Raw genomic sequence first — 17,671 nt, 5'->3', positions numbered from 1 at the left:
CAGCGGGGTTCGGCGCACCCGGCGGAACGGATTGTCAATGCGCACACAATCCATAATCCGACGGTGCGACGCCCGTAACACGCCGTTCATCTTCCAGCGGGAAGGAGACCCCACAGATGGCCAGTGACCTGCGGTAACGCCTCCGCGCCTGAAGCCACGCACGCGTCAGAGAATGGCCGGGAACCGGATGCGGTTAACAGACCTGCGCCCTGAAATTTTCGTGCAGGTCACATCTCTTAACGTGCCGGTTACGCACGCCGAGTGATCGGTCCACGCTTTCGAAGTCCTCACAATCACAATGCGGGCGCTGTGAGAACCCGATCCGGCACTGTCCAACGTCGACAGAAAGACCGCCATGCATTCTGCGGGCCAGCGGCGTCCCATGGTGTCGGTGATCTTCACGACCGCCTCGGCCGCGCCGCCGGCGGTGACGACCCGGGGGTCCGGTCTACCGTCGACCCGCCCGAGGCGCTGCGCGTCCCCAGGCCTGATGCGCGGCGCCGGCCACGTCCCGGCGCGTCACACCCCATACCGCGCTACCGCCCGGGTCACCTAGCTGTGCGCGTTCCGGTAGAGACGAACCGCATTGCGCAGTGCCATGGTCACGGTCATCGGACCGACTCGGGGCACGAACACACCGGCCTTCTCGACAATGTCGTCGGCAAAGTTCTTCAGTGTCGAGAAGTTGATACACGTGGCGCCCGGCCTGATCTCCCGTGCCCGCACCAGGGGAAAGTCCCGCGTCGGCACACCGGTGACCACAACGTCGGCTTCGGCCAATGCCGTGGCCCGGTCGACCGTGGTGTCCCGCACGCCGTGCGAACCGCTGCCCGTCCTGGGCGTGAACAGCAGCGGTCCCTCGATGTCGAAGGACGTCACCTCCGCGCCGTCATTGGCCATCATCGCGGCCAGCGGCTGGCCGACGATCTCACTGCGGTTGAATACGCAGGCCTTGATCCCGGCGAGTGGCTTGGGCGCCCCGGTGTTCGTGACGCCGCTCGCCTCCAGCAGTTTCAGAATGGCCAGCGGTGTGCAGGGCAACACGGCGCGCTTCGTTCGTGCGGCGTCGATGAACCGGCGATTCTCGTACAGGCAGCGGCTCCAGAACGAGTGCAGCCCCTCGACGTCCTTGCGCGGGTCGACCAGTTCGCGCAGCCAACGGTCGTGTTCCGGACCCCGTATCGGGTAATACACAAAGATGCCGTGTACGGAATCGTCACAGCCCGCTTCATGCACGGCGCGCTCGACGTCGTCGGGACGCAGCATGCGCAGGTCGAAGTCGATTCCCACGGATTCGCAGCCGCGCCGGGTGTAGCCGGCGTACGTCTTGGAGGGTCCGTGGTCGTCGACGAGAAGGCCGGCCAGCGTCAGGCACTCGGGGATCGCCGCGACTTCTTGACGGATCTCCGCGCGGAAGGTGCTGGCCAGCGCGGTGGGATCAAGAACACGAGCGGTCACGGTAGCTCCTTAGCACAGGTCTCGCCGCGCGGCGAGCTGACCCTGGCCGCCGGCCACGACGGTACGTTCCATGTGCACGGCGGCGCTCCGTATTCGCCGGGCGCCAAGCCCCCCGTGCGGCATGGTCGGCAAGCTGACCGGCCGGCAACCGGGCCCCGACCGAACCGCCCGGTGAGCGGCGAGCGGCCATAAAGTGGAACTGTCCGGTATCGAAATTTCGTGGGGAGGCGCCCGTGACGCTGACCGTGCATGTCCGCGAGCTGCCGGAGATGACCGGCCAGCACCTCGGCTACAGCGCATGGCACGAGATCACCCAGCGGCAGGTGGACCTGTTCGCCGACGCGACATGGGATCACCAGTGGATTCACGTCGACCCGGAGCGGGCCGCCGAGGGACCCTACGGCGGCACGATCGCCCACGGGTTTCTCACCATCTCCCTCGCGCCCGCGCTGCTGAGCGAGATCTGGCAGGTCACCGGGGTGGACCTGGCGGTCAACCAGGGCCTGTCCGAGTTGCGGTTCCGCAATCCGGTCGCGGTCGGCGCGCGGCTTCGGCTGGGCGCGGAGCTGGTCTCGGCCCGGCCGCGGCCGCGCGACTTCCTCGAGGCGGTGATCCGGTTGACCTTCGACGCGTCGCTCGCCGAGCAGCGGCAGCGCACCGCCGTGGCCAACCTGGTAGTGCTGCTGCACGCCGCGCCCCAGGAGGCGGGCGCGCAGCGGGAACCGGCCTGAGCTACAGCCGGCCGGGAATCTCGCCGGCGGCGTAGCGTTCCTGGCACTGCCGGCGTTGGATCTTGCCGCTGGTGGTGAACGGCAGCGAGCCCGGCCGTACCAGGATGACCTCGTGCACCTGCAGCCCGTGCTCGGCGTTGACCGCCCGGCGGATCGACCGCTGCACCTCGCGGAGAACCGCCTCCTGCGCCGGCACGGCCGCCTCGGCGAGCACGACGAGCCGTTCCCGCTCGCCGTCGTCGACGGAGAGCGCGCAGCAGCGCAGCTCGCCCGCGGCCGGGTGGCTGGCCTGCACGGTCGCCTCGATGTCGTGCGGGTAGTGGTTGGCGCCGGCGATGATCAGCAGCTCCTTGGCTCGGCCGGTGACGAAGAGTTGCCCGTCCCGGATCACGCCGAGGTCGCCGGTGCGGAGGAACTGCCGGTCCGGGTGGTCGGGCAGGCGCGCGGCGAACGCGTCGGCCGTTGCCGCGGGGGCGTTCCAGTAGCCGGCGCCCACGCTCGGTCCGGACACGACGATCTCCCCGATTTCCTCCGCGCCACAGGGCTTGCCCGTCGACGGGTGCACGGCGAGGACGGTGAGCGCGGGATGGATCTGGCCGCAGCTCACCAGGGGCCGGCCGCCGCCTTCCGGGTCGGCGGGCCGCACCCGACCCGCGGCGAGCCCCGCGCGGTCCACCTGCAGCACCACCGGCCCGCGGCCGATCGGCCCGCCGGACACCATGAGCGTGGACTCGGCGAGGCCGTATGCGGGAAACAGCGACTCGCGGCGGAATCCCACTGGCGCGAACGCGGCGCAGAACCGGTCGAGGGTGCCCGCACGCACGGGTTCGCCGCCGACCAGCGCCATCTCCCAGCCGCCGAGGTCGAGCGTGCGGCGCTGCGCGTCGGTGACCCGGCGGGCGCAGAACTCGTAGCCGAAGTTCGGCGCGACGCTGTCCGCGCGGCCGAGGTCGGAGATCGCGCGCAGCCAGGTGAACGGGCGCTGCACGAACACCGGGGCCGGCATCACCCTGACGTCGTGCCGGCCGAACAGCGGCTCGAGTACCCCGCTGATCAGGCCGAGGTTGTAGTTCAGCGGCAGCCAGGTGACCGCCGTGGGTCGGGGCATGTCCTCGTCGGCCGGCCGGCGCAGGTTGTCGTGGATCAGCGACAGGTTGTGCAGCACGTTCGCGTGGGTGAGCACGACGCCCTTGGGCTCGCCGGTGGAACCCGACGAGTACTGCAGGTACGCGACCGTGTCCGCGGTGATCTCCGGCGGCGTCCACTCCTCAGCCGCGCCCGCGTCGACCTCGTCCGTGGCGATCACCGTCAGCCCGGCGAGAACCTCGGTCTGCTTCAGCAGCGGGTGCACCCGGGCCAGACCGTCCGCAGTGGACAGCAGCAGGGTGGATCGGGAGTTCGCGGCGATGGAGTCCACTCTGGTCCACTTCAGGTTGCCCCTGGTGCCGTCCAGCGCCGCGACCGGAACCGGGATCACGCCGGCGTAGAGGCAGCCGAAGAAGGCGGCATGGAAGTCCAGCCCGGGCGGGTAGCTCAGCAGCGCGCGGGCACCCGGCGCAGCCGCGGCGCGCAACACGACGGCGATGGCACGGGCCTTGCGGTCGAGTTCGGCCAAGGTCAGCGAGTCCGACTCGGCCACGCCGTCCGCGAGGAACACGAAGCTCCGCCGGTCGGGCTCGGCGGCAGCACGCGCCCGGCACAGGTCGACCAGAGTGGACAGGGCGACCGCGGTGGCCTCTTGGTGCTTGGCTCGCATGGGATTGCCTCCAGTGGGGACGGGAGAAAGGGGGACGGCAGCGGGTCGGCTCAGCCGGCGTCGGCGGTGAGGTCGCCGGCCCGGTACCGGGCCCGGCACTCCGCGCGGCGGAGCTTGCCGCTGGTGGTGAACGGGAGGCTGCCGGTCTTGAGCAGCACGACGTCGTGCACGGTGAGCCCGTGCGCCGCGGCGACCGCGTCGCGGATGGCTCGCCGCAGCTCGGCGGCGGGCACGGCTCCTCGCCCGGCGGGTGGCTCGCCGGCGGTCTCGGCGCCGTCCGGCAGGGCGCGGTAGCGGCTGGCGATCTCGGCGAGGACGACCAGCCGCTCGGCCGCGCCGTCCGGCACGGCCAGGGCGGCGCAGAACCCGTCGCGCACCGCCTCGTGGCTGCCCGACGCGGTCGCCTCGATGTCCTGGGGGTAGTGCTGCGCGCCGTCCAGCACGATCAGGTCGGTGACCCGGCAGGTGACGAAGAGTTGGCCAGCGTTCAGGAAGCCGAGGCTGCCGGTGCGCAGGAACTCCCGTCCGCCGTGCCCGGGGACCACGGCCCGGAAGGTGCGCGCGGACGCCTCCGGGGCGTTCCAGTAGCCCTTGCCGATGCTCGGGCCGGAGACGAGGATCTCCCCCACCTCGTCGGCGGCGCACGGTTCGCCGGTGACCGGATCCACCACCGCCGCGACGAGCGAGGGCTGCACCTGGCCGCAGCCGACCAGCCGGCGGGCCGCGGCCCCCGGCTCGGCCGGGCGTGCCACGCCCTTGGCCAACGCGGCGGCGTCGAACCGTTCGATCACCGGCTCCCGCTCCACCGGGCCGCCGCTGACCATGACCGTCGACTCGGCCATCCCGTAGCTGGGGAAGAACGCCTCGCGGCGGAACCCGCACGGGGCGAACGCCGCGCTGAACTCGTCGATCACCTCGGCCCGCACCGCGTCCGCGCCGATCAGTGCCATCCGCCAGGCGGAGAGGTCGAGCGAGCGGCGCTGCTGCTCGGAAACCCGCCGCACGCACAGCTCGTAGCCGAAGCTGGAGGCCGCGCTGATCCCGGCTCGGCGGTCGGAGATCGCGCGCAGCCAGTTGAACGGGTGCCGGACGAACGTTGCCGGCGACATGAGCACCGCGTCGTAGCCGACGAAGACGGGCTGCACCACGTTGCTGATCAGGCCCATGTCGTGGAAGACGGGCAGCCAGGACACGGCCGGCGGCACGTTGGCGAGATCGTCCCGCTCGCCGGAGCCGTTCGCCACGATCAGCGCGAGGTTGTGCATCACGTTGCCGTGGGTGAGCACGACGCCCCGGGGCCGCTGCACCGTGCCGGAGGTGTACTGCAGGTAGGCCACGGTGTCCGGGTCGATGGGGCACGGGCTCCACCGCTCCGCGTCCGCCGCGTCCACCTCGTCGGTGGCCACCGGCGTCAGCCGGCTCAGGTACGGCATGCCGTGCAGCAGCGGGTCGACCTTGTCCAGGGTTCCCGCGTCGGAGAGCAGCAGTTCGGGCTCGCAGCTCTCCGCGATGGCGCGCAGCCTGGTGTGCCGCGCGTCGTGCGGGGAGCGCACGATCGGCGGGCAGGGCACCGCGATGATGCCGGCGTACAGGCAGCCGAAGAAGGCGGAGACGAAGTCCAGGCCCGGCGGGTAGCTGAGCAGGGCGCGGCCACCCGCCGGCGCGTACTTGCCCAGGCGCGCGGCGATGGCCCTGGCCCGGAGGTCGAGCTGGCCGAGGGTGAGCGAGTCGGATTCGTCCACGCCGTTGTCCAGGAACACGAACGTCCGCCGATCGGGCCGCTCGGCCGCGCGGTGCCGGCAGAGGTCGACCAGCGTGCCCAACTCCGGCCGCGATGGTTCACCGGGCGTCCATGGCATGGTGCACTCCTGTTCCGGGATGACGTTCGTAGGCGGTTTTCCGTGGTTTTCCGTGGTTTTCCGCGCGCTTTTCGCCGCGCCGGTAGGCCATTCGACGGCGATATCCGGGCCGCGCCTTCCGGTCGACGAGGCTACGCCGCGCAACGATTCGGCGGAATCGGCCGACGGAGGGTGGTCGACCACCGCCCCGGGGCGGAAACGGCTCGCCCACGGGGGACAGCGACGATCGGCCACCGGTCACCGTCGAAATTCCGCCCGGTGGCCAATCCCGGAATCGCCGCCACCATTGCTAGCGTTCCGGTGGTCACCGACCACATCGACATCCGCACCGCGGCGGTCCGCCGGCGTTTTTCGCTGCCGCCGACGACCCGCGAGGAGAAAGGCATGAGGACGTCAGGTCGCGGCGGCGCGCAGACTCGCGAAAAGGAAGGGAGCCCGCGATGGTCTACGGGGGCGATGAGTTCATGCACTTCTTCGGGCATCCGTCACTTCCGCCGCCCGCAGGCACCCACGGCGGCGCCGACCGCGAGGTCCTGGTCACCGGGCTGGGCATGACCACACCGCTCGGGCCGGACGTGCCGTCCAGTTGGTCCGCCCTGCTGGCCGGGGAGTCCGCCACCGGACTGCTGGACGATCCGTGGGCCGACGACCTGCCGGTCCGGCTCGGCGCGCGGCTGCGCCAGGAACCGACCGAGGCGCTGGACCGCGTCGAGGCGCGCCGGATGGACCGGTGCCAGCAGTTGGCCATGGTGGCCGCCCGGCAGGCGTGGGCGGACGCCGGCCGGCCGGAGGTGGCGCCGGAGCGGTTCGCCGTGGTGTTCGGCACCGGTCTCGGCGGCGGGCGGACCGTGGTCGACCAGCACGACGTCATCGCGGCCAGGGGGCCGAGCCGGGTGTCGCCGTTCGCGGTCACGATGCTCATGCCCAACGGGTCGGCCGCGGTGGTCAGCCTGGCGCTCGGCGCTCGCGGCGGGGCGCACGCCCCGACCAGCGCCTGCGCCTCGGGTGCCGAGGCGATCGCGGTCGGGCTCGGCCTGCTGCGGTCCGGGCGTGCCGACGTCGTGCTGGCCGGCGGCACCGACGCCTGCCTGGCCCGGCTGTCCATCGCGGCGTTCGCCCGGATGGGCGCGCTGTCCCGCCGGCACCACGACCCGCGGGGCGCGGCGCGGCCGTTCGACAGCGCCCGCGAGGGTTTCGTGATGGGCGAGGGCGCCGGCGCGGTGGTGTTGGAGCGGGCGGAGTTCGCCCGGGCCCGTGGCGCGACGGCGCACGCCACGCTGGCCGGCGCGGGGATGAGTTCCGACGCTCACGACATGACCGCCCCGCTACCGGACGGTCAGGTGCGGGCCATTCAGGAGGCCCTGCGCGCCGGCGGGCTCGGCCCGGAGGACGTCGTGCACGTGAACGCGCACGCGCCCGGCACCCCGGTCGGCGACCTGGTCGAGGCGGCCGCGATCGCCACCGCCCTCGGCCCGCACCCGCTGGTGAGCGCGACCAAGTCGATCACCGGTCACCTCATCGGTGGTGCCGGCGCGGTCGAGGCGATCTTCACCATCCTCAGCGTGCGGGACGACGTGGTGCCGCCGACCAACAATCTGGACGAGCAGGATCCCGAGGCGAAGCTGGAGATCGTCGCGGGAGGGCCGCGGCGCGCCCGGGTGCCCGCGGCGATTTCCAACTCCTTCGGGTTCGGCGGTCACAACGTGGTGCTCGCCTTCACCAAGGCCGGCTGAGCGGTGGCCGAACCGCGCGTCCGCCCGAGGGCACCCGGGCGGAGCGCGGTCGTCCCCGCCGGGTTAGCGCCGGGGACCGTCGACCGGCGACCACGGCGGGCGCGCGAGGCCCAGCCGGTAGGCCAGCAGCGCGGCGTGCATCCGGTTCGGCAGGCGCAGCTTGGCGAGAATGTGGGACACGTGCGACTTCACCGTGGCCGCGGTCAGGTGCAGCTCCCTGGCGATCTGCTGGTTCGACTTGCCGACCGCGATGCCGGCCAGCACCTGCGTCTCCCGGCGACTCAGCGCGGCCAGCGAGGCCGTGGCGGAACGCTCGTCCGGCGGCGGCAGGATCTCGAACCGGTCGAGCATCCGGCGCGTCATCGCCGGGCAGATGAACGCCTTGCCCTCGGCGACCGACCGCACCGCGTAGACCAGTTCCTCCTGGCTCAGGCTCTTCAGCAGGAACCCGCGCGCGCCCGCCCGCAACGAGCGGAACAGGTGGTCGTCGCGGGCCTGGCTGGTGAGCACGATGACGCCGGTGTCGGCGCCGGCGCGGGCCAGTGCCCGGACGAACTCGACCCCGTCCTGCGGGGTGGCGCGGCCCGGGTCGACCAACACCACGCGCGGCCGGTGCTCCCCGACCAGCCGCAACGCGTCCCCGCCGACCCTCGCCTCGGCCACCACGGTGATGTCCGGCGCCTCCCCGAGAGCGTGCCGGAAGCCGCGGCGCACCAGATCCTCGTTGTCCACCAGCAGGACGCCGATGCCGGCGACCTCGGTGCCGACGGTGTCGTCCGAGTACGAGCCGTGCGGCACTCCCTCCCCCACCCGGACTCACCCCCCCACCGCGTGGAAGCCGCCGTCGACGTGCACGATCTCGCCGGTCGTCGCGGGGAACCAGTCGGAGAGCAGGGCCGCGCAGGCCCGCCCGGCCGCGTCGTGGTCGGTCACGTTCCAGCCCAGCGGGGCGCGCCGGGTCCACGACTTCTCGAACTCCACGAACCCCGGGATGGACTTCGCCGCCGTGGTGCGCAGCGGCCCGGCGGCCACCAGGTTCACCCGGATACCCCGGTGGCCGAGGTAGCGGGCGAGGTAGCGGGAGGTGGCTTCCAGCCCGCCCTTGGCCACGCCCATCCAGTCGTACACCGGCCAGGCCCGGCTGCCGTCGAAGTCCAGGCCGACCACGCTGGCGCCCGGCCCCATCAGCGGCAGGCAGGCGGTGGTGAGCGACTTCAGCGAGTACGTGGACACGTGCAGCGCGGTGGCCACGTCCTCCCAGGACGCGTCGAGGAACCCGCCGCCGAGGCAGGCGGGCGGGGCGTAGCCGATCGAGTGCACCACCCCGTCGAGCCCGGCGACGTGCTCCCCGATCCGCCTGGCCAGGGAGCGCAGGTGCGCGGGATTGGTCACATCCAACTCGACGATGGCGGCCGGTTTGGGCAGCCGCCTGGCGATGCGCTCTACCAGGGACAGCCGCCCGTACCCGGCGAGTACCACCATCGCGCCCTGTTCCTGCGCGATGCGGGCCACGGAGAACGCGATCGACGCCTCGGTGATGACGCCGGTGACCAGCAGCCGCTTACCCGCGAGCAGACCAGACATATGACGTGAACCCCTTCGCTGGTTGATCCTTCGGGTGACCGGACGTCGGTGGCCGGGTGTCGGAAAAGTCGATCGGCCTCGTTGGCCTGTCCGTCGGCGCTCATGCGCCACGGCCCATCCGTCAGGGCCCACGCGTCAGTGGCCCATGCCGAGGCCGCCGTCGACCGGGATGATCGCCCCGGTGAGGTAACCGGCGGCGTCGAAGGCCAGCCAGGTCACCACACCGGCGACCTCCGCGGCGGACCCGGCTGTCCGAGCACGCGCCGGGGCTGGACACACGCACCAGGCAGTCCCCTTTCGCCGCCGCCGTACCGGATCCCGGTGCCAGCAAGGTAAACCCGTGTAACCATGGATATGTATCGGTAAGCGTCCGACATTGACTACTGTTTCCTCCTGGTCGTTCCGGTTACTGTGGAGGGGCGTACGACCGGCTTCCGCGCGACGCCCTTTCTTATCGTAGGGAGATTGGCAGTGTCGACCCTTGGCAAGGCAGGACAGACTGTTGACAATTTCGGACAATGGCAACGGCAGCAAATGACGGCGGTCGACGACCCGACTCCTGCCGTGTTCTTCCAGCGTGGGATCGCCGGGATCCGCGCCATCGTCGAGGTCGGTGCATGTTCCGGTGTGCCCGTGGCCACCTGCCTGGCCGGCACCGGAATCGAACAGGCCATGCTGCGCGACGACACCGCCGTGGTCCGCAGCGGCCAAGAGCTGATCGTGGCGCACAATCTGGTCCGCGCGGCCGGCGACCCGCCGGGGCTGGGCTTCGCGGTGGGCAGCCGATTTCGTTTGCGTACGTACGGTGTCTGGGGCTTTGCGCTGCTCGCCAGCCCCACGCTGCGCGACGCGGCGGACGTGGCGCTGCGCTATGTGGAACTCACCTATGCCACCGCCGGCATCGAGCTTCAGGAAAACGGTGACGAGGTTCACCTGGTCGTCGACGACGCGTCACTGCCCAGACCGGTTCGCCGGTTCGTGGTGGAGCGGGAAATAGCCGCCGTTCGTACCATTCTGGACACCATTCTCGGTGAACCCTTCACGCCCCGGCGGGTGGAATTGCGTTTTCCCCGCCCCGACATCGCCACGTCGTACGAGTCGCTCGCCGGTGCGCCGGTCACCTTCGGCGCCGCCCGCAACGCCATCGTCGCGGACGCCGCCCTGCTGGACCGGCCGCTGCCGCAGGCCGATCCGCACACCATGCGGGTGTGCGAGCGTGAGTGCCGTGCCCTGCTGGCTCGCCGGGTGGACCAGCGGTTCGCCGGCCGGGTGTGCGAGCTGCTGATGCGGCGGCAGAACCCGATCCCGGACATGAGCATCGCCGCCGCCGAACTGCACGTGTCCACGCGCACCCTGCACCGCCGCCTGGCCATGGAGGGCACGTCCTTCCGGCGACTGCTCGACGAGGTCCGGCACGTGCTCGCGATCGAGATGCTCACCGCGGGCCTCGGTGTGGAACAGGTGGCGGTGCGGCTGGGCTACGCCGACGCGCCGGCGTTCATCCGTGCCTTCCGCCGCTGGACCGGCGACACTCCCGGCGCCTACCGCACCCCGCCGGCCCGAGCCATCTAGTGCCGGTTGGCTTGTTGGTGTTGCTCGCCGGTGACGGGTTCGAGCCAGGTGGTGCCGTCGCCGCCACCACCGCGCTCGCCGCCGGGCGGCTGGGTACCCCGCGCACCACGTGGACACGATGAAGAGAGTCGGCATGACGACCCGGACCAGCGGCGAAACGGTAGGCGGCGGCGAGACACCACGCTGTCACCTCGGTCGGAACGGGCGACGCCCGACCTCGAATCCAGGGGACTTCCGCCCCTACCCGGGCGGGCCTTCCGCCCGTGGTCCCGGGTGACCAGGCAGGTCATAGCGTGCCGGCCGTGGGTGGCTCGACCCCGGACATGCACGCACCACGTCCGCACACTGACGCGGAGCGTTGGGGGCAGCTGCGTGTGCTCCTCGCCGCGCCACCCCTGCCGGAACCAGTGCCCTACCCCACCGACGACGACTCCCTGTGGGACGCGCGCGCGGCGATTACGTTCGCCGTCGCCGAAGTGGCGGAGCACGCCGATGCCCTCAGCGTGTGGCTGCCTCGGGATGTCGAGCCCCCGCCGGGCAGCTGGGCCGCGGTCGCCTCGTCGGCGGTCCGGATTGCCCGGGCATTCGCACGTGACTTCGCCGACGCGCGGCAGGTGACTCCGGCGCGGGTCGCGGAGTACAACCGCACCGTTGAGCTGTTGCGTCACGCCCTGGGCGAGCCAGCCCCGCCGTCGGCGCGGCCAGATCCCAGACGGTCGCCGCGGGACCCCGCGGGCGCCTTAACCGGGGGTCGGCGCCGCGACGCCGGTGCGGGGGCGTTCGGCTGAACCATCGGCCGGTGGCGACGCGTAGGTAGACACGCACGCCGTCCCCGGCGACTGCCGGCGACGCTCCGCCAGCGCCCCGGCTACCTGGATTGGTGCCCGCCATGACGCCAGACCGCGCCAGCGACAGCGAGATCACCGAGTGGGCGTTGGACGCCCGCCACGGCGATCGGGACGCGCGGGACCGTTTCGTGCGCGCCACCCAGCGCGACGTCTGGCGCTTCGTCGCCCACCTCGCCGGCCCCGCCCGCGCCGACGACCTTGCCCAGGACACCTTCCTGCGCGCGCTGCGCAGCCTGCCGACCTTCTCCGGCCGTTCCACCGCCCGGGTGTGGTTACTGTCCATCGCCCGCCGCGCGGTCATCGACCACATCCGCGCCGCCCGGGTCCGGCCCCGCCGCGCCGAGGTGCCCGACTGGCAGGCCAGCGCCGAGCGCGCACAGCCCCGCGACCTGCCCGGCTTCGACGACCGCCTGGCCATCAACGAGTTGCTGGACGGTTTGGCCGGCGATCGGCGCGAGGCGTTCGTGCTCACCCAGCAACTCGGACTGTCCTATGCGGAGGCCGCCGCGATCTGCCGGTGCCCGATCGGCACCATCCGCTCCCGCGTCGCCCGCGCCCGTGACGAGCTGATCACCCTGCTGCGCCAGGCCGAGGACGCCGCCGGCCGTTCGGCGGGCTGAGCGGAACACGCCCCTGGGCCCCCGACGAAGAGGCCCGGCCATCACCAGGGGTGCCACGCGTGCCCGCGCCGGTGTCATAACCTGTGCCGCCATGGCTCGCACCCGCCTGTACCGCAACGGTGTCCTGGTGGCCGAGAACTTCCCGGCCGCCGACGTCTCCGACCACCTCGCCGACCCGTCCGCCACCGTCTGGCTGGACATGTGCGCCCCCACCGAGGACGACCTGGCCACCATCAGCGAGGAGCTGAGCCTGCACCGGCTCGCCGTGGAGGACGCGGTGCACGAGCACCAGCGGCCCAAGCTTGACCGCTACGACACCCACGCGTTCCTCACCGCCTACGCGGCACGCCTGGACGCCATCACCGGCCGGCTCGTCACCTCCGAACTGGCCGCGTTCGTCACCGACCGGGCCCTGGTCACCGTCCGCAAGGACGAGCACTTCGACATCGACGCCGTGCTGGCCCGCTGGGACTCCGCGACCGACCTCGCCAAGAGCGGCGTGGGTTTCCTGCTGCACGGCCTGCTCGACTACGTCGTGGACGGCCACTTCGAGGCCGTGCAGGCGCTGGACGAGCAGATCGAGGACCTGGAGGACCGGGTCTTCGCCGACCACGTCGACCACGCCGACATGCAGCGTCGCTCGCTGGACCTGCGCAGGAGCCTGGTCGCGCTGCGCCGGGTCGTGCTGCCGATGCGCGAGGTGGTGAACTCGGTGATGCGCCACGACTTCCACGTCTGCGACGAGACGTTGATGCCGTACTTCCAGGACGTCTACGACCACGTCCTGCGCGCGTCCGAGTGGACCGAGTCGCTGCGGGACCTGGTCAGCACCATCCGCGAAACCCAGCTCAACCTGCAGAGCTACCGGCTCAACATCATCATGAAGAAGGTCACCAGTTGGGCCGCGATCATCGCGGTGCCGACCGCGGTCACCGGCTTCTACGGCCAGAACGTGCCGTATCCCGGTTTCCAGCAGGCCAGCGGCTTCTGGATATCCACCGTCGCCATCCTGGTCATCTCCGGGGCGCTGTATGTGCTGTTCAGGCGCCGCGACTGGCTGTGACCCGGGCGCCGCGCAACGCTGGCTGTCAAGGGCACTCAGGCGGTGGAGAACCGGCGCTGGGCATCCGACCGAGACCGCAGCCGCTGCGGATAGCCCGGCCCCATCCGCATCGAGGTGTTCTCCGCCCGCATCGGCTTCCCGCAGGCGGCGCACACCACCTCGGCGTGGCTGTCCCGGCCACACGCGTCGTGGTGGAACGTGACCGGAGGGCCCTCCTCACCAGCCAGCCACCGGTCACCCCACCGCGACATCGCGGCGAGCACCCCGAAGAAGTCGCTGCCCTTCTCGGTCAGCACGTAGTCGTAGCGCCGCGGCTCGCTCTGGTAGAGCCGCTTCTCCAGCAGGCCCTCGTCGACCAACCGGCGCAGCCGGTTGGTCAGCGTGTTCCGCGCGATACCCAGCTCGCGCTGGAAATCGTCGAACCGGCGGATCCCGTAGAAGGCCTCCCGCAGTACCAGCGGCGTCCACCAGTCACCGAGCAGATCCATGGTCCGTGCCACCGAGCACGGCGACCCGGCGGCCGGGATCCGCTCCGCCGGGGCGCCGCCCTGGGCACTCGCGTCACGGCATCGTCATGGTCACCAGGAACGCGTTGTGGTCGGTGTGCCGCAGGGGGAACCTGTCGGTACGCGCCAGGCCGATGTCGCCGCTGACCATCACGTGCATGACGTCGCCGTCGCCGGCGCGGTGGTAACCGGCGGGCACGCAGTGCCGCACGTTCTGCGGGCTCTCCGCGCCGTCCCTCAGGTTGAGATCGGCACCCACCACGGTCGGCAGGTTCCCGCCTTCGTGGCCGGCGAGGAACGGGATAACCTCGATCATCAACGTCACGCACTGGCGCATGGCGACGGCCCGGTCCGCGACCTCCAGGTGGGTGGTACACGCGTAGTAGTGCCGGGCCAGGTACAGGCACCCGAAGCTGCGCTTCTCCGGATCGGCGGTTTGCGCCGTGTACGTACCATAAAGGCCCGCCAGCCCGTGGTACTGGGCGTCTGGAACGTGCCCGATGACGGCGTTGCCGTAGGCGTCGCCGTCGGCGCAGGGGTACGGCGCCATGGCGCCGCCGCGGTTCCCGTCGACGGCCGGCGCGAACAGGAAGAAAACCTTGTCAGCCGGCCAGACGTCCGCCATCGACGACGCCAGGTGCCGCGCGATGTCGTCGCGGCAGACCTCGTTGAGGGTGATCAGGTCGGGTGGGGTCCGGCTGCCCGACAGCTGGCGCAGCAACGCGTCGATCTCCGGCAGCGTCGAGTCGTCGCCGCACGGCGCGATGCCGCCGTGGCACAGGTTCAGTTGCAGCTCGCGAAACGTGCGCGAGACGGCACCCCGCCCGGTGGCCCGTACCCGCGCGGGCAGCACCTGCGTGCTGGGTGTGGCGAGCCGGAAGTCCTTCGCCGCCGTCCCCGCGGCGACCGCCGGTGGCGGCGCTTCCGCGGGTGCCGGCGCGTCACCGAGCACGCCGAACACGACGACCAGCACGAGTAGGACCCAGCGGCCTAACGGAACGATCCTTCTCACGGCTCCCTCCGCCGTGATCGTTCCCGGTTGCGGGTACAGCCGGCGTCAAGGCCGCGCCGGAGCAGCTACCGCAGGGTTGATTGTGGCACTCGGTGACGTTATCGTACCCACACCTTTGGCACTCGGTGTCGAAATGGCGGTCCGGCGGGCACGCCGCCGGACCGGCGGACGCAGCAGCGGCGCGTGTTTGGGAGAGGGTCGTCATGGCCGGTCAGTGGTTCGAGAGCGTCGCCGAGGCGCAGCGGCGGGCGAGGAAGCGGCTGCCGCGGTCGGTGTACGACGCGTTGATCGCCGGGTCGGAGAAGGGCGTGACCCTTCGGGACAACGTGGACGCCTTCGCCGAGATCGGGTTCGCCCCGCACACCGCGGGGCTGCGCGACAAGCGCGACCTGACCACCACGGTGCTCGACCAGCCGCTGTCCATGCCGGTGCTGATCTCGCCGACCGGGGTGCAGGCCGTGCATCCCGACGGGGAGGTCGCGGTGGCCCGCGCGGCCGCCGCCCGGGGCACCGCGATCGGCCTGAGTTCCTTCGCCAGCAAGCCGGTGGAGGAGGTCGTCGCGGCCAACCCGCAGACGTTCTTCCAGCTCTACTGGATCGGCGGCCGCGACGACGTGCTGCGCCGCATCGAGCGGGCCCGCGCCGCCGGAGTTGCCGGGCTGATCCTCACCCTGGACTGGTCGTTCTCGCACAGTCGGGACTGGGGCAGCCCGCACATCCCGGAACGGCTGACCGCACGTGAACTGCTGCGGTTCGCCCCGCAGGGCCTGCGCCACCCCCGGTGGCTGGCCAGCTATGTCCGGAGTGGACGGTTGCCGGCTCTGACCGTGCCGAACATGGCGGACCTGGGCGGCCCGGCGCCCACGTTCTTCGGCGCGTACGGGCAGTGGATGCAGACGCCGCCGCCGAGCTGGGAGGACCTCCGCTGGCTGCGGGAGCAGTGGGACGGGCCGTTCCTGCTCAAGGGCGTGATCCGGGTGGACGACGCGAAGCGCGCCGTGGACGCGGGGATGAGCGCGATCTCGGTGTCCAACCACGGCGGCAACAACCTGGACGGCACCCCGGCCACCATCCGCGCCCTGCCGGCTGTCGTCGATGCCGTGGGCGATGAGATCGAGGTGCTGCTCGACGGCGGCATCCGCCGAGGCAGCGACGTGGTCAAGGCCGTCGCTCTCGGCGCCCGCGCCGTCATGATCGGCCGGGCCTACCTGTGGGGGCTGGCCGCGGCCGGTCAGGCCGGCGTGGAGAACGTGCTGGACATCCTCCGCAACGGCATCGACTCCACGCTGCTCGCCCTCGGCCACGGCAGCGTCCACGACCTCACCCGCGGCGACGTGGTCGTCCCGCCGGGGTTCCCGCGTGCCCTGGGCCTGACCGACGCGCCGTGACGGTCGGCCGGCAACCCCGGCTGACCGATCACCCTCGCGGTCGTGGTGGGCGCAGGCTGGCACCGAGCCGCCCGCGTCGACTCACGCTCACCGCTCCCAGGGTGGTCAACAAACATTGGGAATCGTGAGCGTCACCGAAGAGATTGCGCCACGACGAATCGACACCTGTCGACTGACCTTGCAGATACTCTCCACGACGAGGTAACCACCAGGAGCCAAGCGCACCTGGAAGGAGCCGTCCTGCCCGGTGACCGCCGATGCGACCGTGTCACCGGCCCCGTCACGGACCACGATGGGGTCTCCGCTCACCGGCACGTTCGCGGCGACGATGCCGCTACGCGGATCGCGGCCCGGTGGCCGGACAACCTGTCCGCGGAGAGAACCCTGCGGTTGTGCGCCCGGTTGACCGGCTGCCGAGACACTGGGCGCGGTAGCGGGAGGCGGGACCGAATCGCGTTGCGCCGAGTCGCCGCAGGCGCCGATGATCGGAAAAAGGCCGCCGACCATTGCCGCGATGGCCAACGTTGCCGACCAGCCTGCTGCCATGCAAATAGTGTACAGCTCGGTAATTGGTCGGACATGGTCGACGTGGCAGTTCACCGACAACGGTTCCACCGTTCTTCGCCATCCGCGCGGGATGGCCGGGTGTCCGGACATGATGATGGAAATCGTGCCGGTACGCACCGCCTGGCGTCCCGGACTGGCCGGCCCATTCGTCTTGGCGGACTTTCCAACACGCCACCGGTTGTTTGTGACGCCGCGGCCGCACAGTGCGATCTTTCCTGGCGTGCCGTGATCACCTGTCCCGGGCCCGCCGACGACCGGCTGCCGTCGAGGCGGCCTCCACCGCTTCGGGAGTGGCAGGCAGTTGGGTGAAGGGCTGGTGCAGACGCCGGACCCGGGCCCGCACCCAGCGCGTTGGGCCGCGGAGTGAGCGTGTCGGTGTGTCGTCTCCGTGGCTGAATCTTGTCCCTCTTTGGCTTGTTCCACGCAGTGTGTCCGGATGATGACGCGGTGTACTGATCGCGGTTTGACGGCGTCGGCCTTGATGGCCGGTTGCGATCATGAAGGGACTCAAATGGGAAACAGGATTGATCTGGGCGCTGTCCGTGGCCGGGGCCGAGCGCCTGGGCGATCAGCCATAAGGCGGGCGGCCCGTCTGGCGACGATTATCGCGGCGGCCGCAACAACATTTTCCATGAGCGTTATTCAGGCCGGCTTGATCACCTCAAAGTAGGGCAACGGCCCCGATCAGGTAAGATCGTTTTCCTCCCACAGAACACGACTTACAGGCGGGGCCGTTGCGTTACCAGTCTACTACAGGACTTGCTGCCGACCAGATCGAGGAGCTTGTTGCTCGCATTTGGCAGATCGTCTCCTGTAATAAAAAGCAAGTCTGGCCTCCGGTGGTGGGACTGTATCGCGCTGTCGTACTCACCTTGGTATACGTCCGGCAGAATCTGAACCAGGCGGCTGTGGGCGACCTGTTCGGAGTCAGCCAGTCGACCGTATCGAGAGTTTATCGATCCATACTTCCGCTG

The 17,671-nt window shown here is 71.0% G+C and carries 16 protein-coding genes and 1 pseudogene; 8 read left to right on the top strand and 9 right to left on the bottom strand.

The window, feature by feature from the left end; all coding sequences use genetic code 11:
* Nucleotides 1–552 precede the first annotated feature (552 nt).
* Nucleotides 553–1,458, bottom strand: a complete 906-nt coding sequence (locus FFT21_RS24800) for a bifunctional methylenetetrahydrofolate dehydrogenase/methenyltetrahydrofolate cyclohydrolase (RefSeq protein WP_137816343.1) — start codon at nucleotides 1,456–1,458, stop codon at nucleotides 553–555.
* Nucleotides 1,459–1,691: 233 nt separating this feature from the next.
* Here FFT21_RS24800 and FFT21_RS24795 point away from each other — a divergent pair, with 233 nt between their 5' ends.
* On the top strand, nucleotides 1,692–2,189 hold the full coding sequence (locus FFT21_RS24795) for a MaoC family dehydratase (protein ID WP_307722960.1): 498 nt from the start codon (nucleotides 1,692–1,694) through the stop codon (nucleotides 2,187–2,189).
* A 1-nt stretch (nucleotide 2,190) separates the two neighbouring features.
* Here the strand turns inward: FFT21_RS24795 and FFT21_RS24790 are convergent, their stop codons facing one another.
* Both FFT21_RS24790 and FFT21_RS24785 read right to left on the bottom strand, forming a co-directional pair.
* Nucleotides 2,191–3,945 (bottom strand): fatty acyl-AMP ligase, encoded by a 1,755-nt coding sequence (locus tag FFT21_RS24790; protein ID WP_137816342.1) that lies wholly within the window; start codon nucleotides 3,943–3,945, stop codon nucleotides 2,191–2,193.
* 50 nt (nucleotides 3,946–3,995) lie between these two features.
* Nucleotides 3,996–5,804: a fatty acyl-AMP ligase gene (locus FFT21_RS24785; RefSeq protein WP_137816341.1), complete on the bottom strand. Its 1,809-nt coding sequence runs from the start codon at nucleotides 5,802–5,804 to the stop codon at nucleotides 3,996–3,998.
* A 440-nt stretch (nucleotides 5,805–6,244) separates the two neighbouring features.
* Here FFT21_RS24785 and FFT21_RS24780 point away from each other — a divergent pair, with 440 nt between their 5' ends.
* Nucleotides 6,245–7,537 carry a beta-ketoacyl-[acyl-carrier-protein] synthase family protein gene (locus tag FFT21_RS24780; protein ID WP_371856859.1) on the top strand — a complete coding sequence of 431 codons (1,293 nt, stop codon included), beginning with the start codon at nucleotides 6,245–6,247 and terminating at the stop codon, nucleotides 7,535–7,537.
* Between the two features lie 63 nt (nucleotides 7,538–7,600).
* Here FFT21_RS24780 and FFT21_RS24775 read toward each other — a convergent pair whose 3' ends face one another.
* The 3 genes and pseudogenes from FFT21_RS24775 to FFT21_RS24765 form a co-directional block, all read right to left on the bottom strand.
* Complete coding sequence (locus FFT21_RS24775) at nucleotides 7,601–8,347, bottom strand: LuxR C-terminal-related transcriptional regulator (RefSeq protein ID WP_137816340.1); 747 nt, start codon at nucleotides 8,345–8,347, stop codon at nucleotides 7,601–7,603.
* 6 nt (nucleotides 8,348–8,353) lie between these two features.
* On the bottom strand, nucleotides 8,354–9,121 hold the full coding sequence (gene fabI, locus FFT21_RS24770; RefSeq protein WP_137816339.1) for an enoyl-ACP reductase FabI: 768 nt from the start codon (nucleotides 9,119–9,121) through the stop codon (nucleotides 8,354–8,356).
* Nucleotides 9,122–9,256: 135 nt separating this feature from the next.
* Nucleotides 9,257–9,367: pseudogene (locus FFT21_RS24765) on the bottom strand (SDR family oxidoreductase); the annotation flags it as partial.
* Nucleotides 9,368–9,655: 288 nt separating this feature from the next.
* On the opposite strand from FFT21_RS24765, the gene FFT21_RS24760 reads away from it, so the two are divergent.
* The 3 genes from FFT21_RS24760 (at nucleotide 9,656) to FFT21_RS24750 (ending at nucleotide 13,224) form a co-directional block, all read left to right on the top strand.
* A complete protein-coding gene (locus FFT21_RS24760; RefSeq protein WP_137816338.1) occupies nucleotides 9,656–10,693 on the top strand; it encodes an AraC family transcriptional regulator in 1,038 nt (345 codons plus the stop codon).
* A gap of 889 nt (nucleotides 10,694–11,582) precedes the next feature.
* Entirely contained in the window at nucleotides 11,583–12,161 is a 579-nt protein-coding gene (locus FFT21_RS24755; protein ID WP_137816337.1) for a sigma-70 family RNA polymerase sigma factor, read from the top strand.
* A 91-nt stretch (nucleotides 12,162–12,252) separates the two neighbouring features.
* Nucleotides 12,253–13,224, top strand: coding sequence for a magnesium transporter CorA family protein (locus FFT21_RS24750; protein ID WP_137816336.1), 972 nt, complete (start codon nucleotides 12,253–12,255; stop codon nucleotides 13,222–13,224).
* 35 nt (nucleotides 13,225–13,259) lie between these two features.
* Here FFT21_RS24750 and FFT21_RS24745 read toward each other — a convergent pair whose 3' ends face one another.
* Nucleotides 13,260–13,712 carry a winged helix-turn-helix transcriptional regulator gene (locus FFT21_RS24745; protein WP_137816358.1) on the bottom strand — a complete coding sequence of 151 codons (453 nt, stop codon included), beginning with the start codon at nucleotides 13,710–13,712 and terminating at the stop codon, nucleotides 13,260–13,262.
* A 73-nt stretch (nucleotides 13,713–13,785) separates the two neighbouring features.
* On the bottom strand, nucleotides 13,786–14,742 hold the full coding sequence (locus FFT21_RS24740) for a hypothetical protein (RefSeq protein WP_137816335.1): 957 nt from the start codon (nucleotides 14,740–14,742) through the stop codon (nucleotides 13,786–13,788).
* Nucleotides 14,743–14,945: 203 nt separating this feature from the next.
* On the opposite strand from FFT21_RS24740, the gene mftD reads away from it, so the two are divergent.
* Complete coding sequence (gene mftD, locus FFT21_RS24735) at nucleotides 14,946–16,130, top strand: pre-mycofactocin synthase MftD (protein WP_137816334.1); 1,185 nt, start codon at nucleotides 14,946–14,948, stop codon at nucleotides 16,128–16,130.
* Between the two features lie 105 nt (nucleotides 16,131–16,235).
* Here the strand turns inward: mftD and FFT21_RS24730 are convergent, their stop codons facing one another.
* On the bottom strand, nucleotides 16,236–16,676 hold the full coding sequence (locus tag FFT21_RS24730; protein ID WP_225978729.1) for a hypothetical protein: 441 nt from the start codon (nucleotides 16,674–16,676) through the stop codon (nucleotides 16,236–16,238).
* Between FFT21_RS24730 and FFT21_RS30045 the strand changes: the two genes are divergently transcribed.
* Entirely contained in the window at nucleotides 16,645–16,926 is a 282-nt protein-coding gene (locus FFT21_RS30045; RefSeq protein WP_225978728.1) for a hypothetical protein, read from the top strand. The genes FFT21_RS24730 and FFT21_RS30045 overlap by 32 nt on opposite strands.
* 505 nt (nucleotides 16,927–17,431) lie before the next feature.
* The coding region (locus tag FFT21_RS24725) for a helix-turn-helix domain-containing protein (RefSeq protein ID WP_137811991.1) at nucleotides 17,432–17,671 on the top strand (240 nt) is incomplete at its 3' end.

It is taken from the genome of Gandjariella thermophila (assembly GCF_005405885.1).
GTDB lineage: Bacteria > Actinomycetota > Actinomycetes > Mycobacteriales > Pseudonocardiaceae > Gandjariella > Gandjariella thermophila.
Note: the sequence above shows the minus strand (reverse complement) of the source record. Positions and strands in the feature narration are given on the sequence as shown.

Excerpts from the sequence above, each read along its gene's own strand:
- FFT21_RS24790 (WP_137816342.1), bottom strand. The coding sequence starts at position 3,945 with ATGCGAGCCAAGCACCAAGAGGCCACCGCGGTCGCCCTGTCCACTCTG.
- FFT21_RS24785 (WP_137816341.1), bottom strand. The coding sequence starts at position 5,804 with ATGCCATGGACGCCCGGTGAACCATCGCGGCCGGAGTTGGGCACGCTG.
- FFT21_RS24780 (WP_371856859.1), top strand. The coding sequence starts at position 6,245 with ATGGTCTACGGGGGCGATGAGTTCATGCACTTCTTCGGGCATCCGTCA.
- fabI (WP_137816339.1), bottom strand. The coding sequence starts at position 9,121 with ATGTCTGGTCTGCTCGCGGGTAAGCGGCTGCTGGTCACCGGCGTCATC.
- FFT21_RS24760 (WP_137816338.1), top strand. The coding sequence starts at position 9,656 with ATGACGGCGGTCGACGACCCGACTCCTGCCGTGTTCTTCCAGCGTGGG.
- FFT21_RS24755 (WP_137816337.1), top strand. The coding sequence starts at position 11,583 with ATGACGCCAGACCGCGCCAGCGACAGCGAGATCACCGAGTGGGCGTTG.
- FFT21_RS24750 (WP_137816336.1), top strand. The coding sequence starts at position 12,253 with ATGGCTCGCACCCGCCTGTACCGCAACGGTGTCCTGGTGGCCGAGAAC.
- FFT21_RS24745 (WP_137816358.1), bottom strand. The coding sequence starts at position 13,712 with ATGGATCTGCTCGGTGACTGGTGGACGCCGCTGGTACTGCGGGAGGCC.
- mftD (WP_137816334.1), top strand. The coding sequence starts at position 14,946 with ATGGCCGGTCAGTGGTTCGAGAGCGTCGCCGAGGCGCAGCGGCGGGCG.
- FFT21_RS30045 (WP_225978728.1), top strand. The coding sequence starts at position 16,645 with ATGGCCAACGTTGCCGACCAGCCTGCTGCCATGCAAATAGTGTACAGC.
- FFT21_RS24730 (WP_225978729.1), bottom strand. The coding sequence starts at position 16,676 with ATGGCAGCAGGCTGGTCGGCAACGTTGGCCATCGCGGCAATGGTCGGC.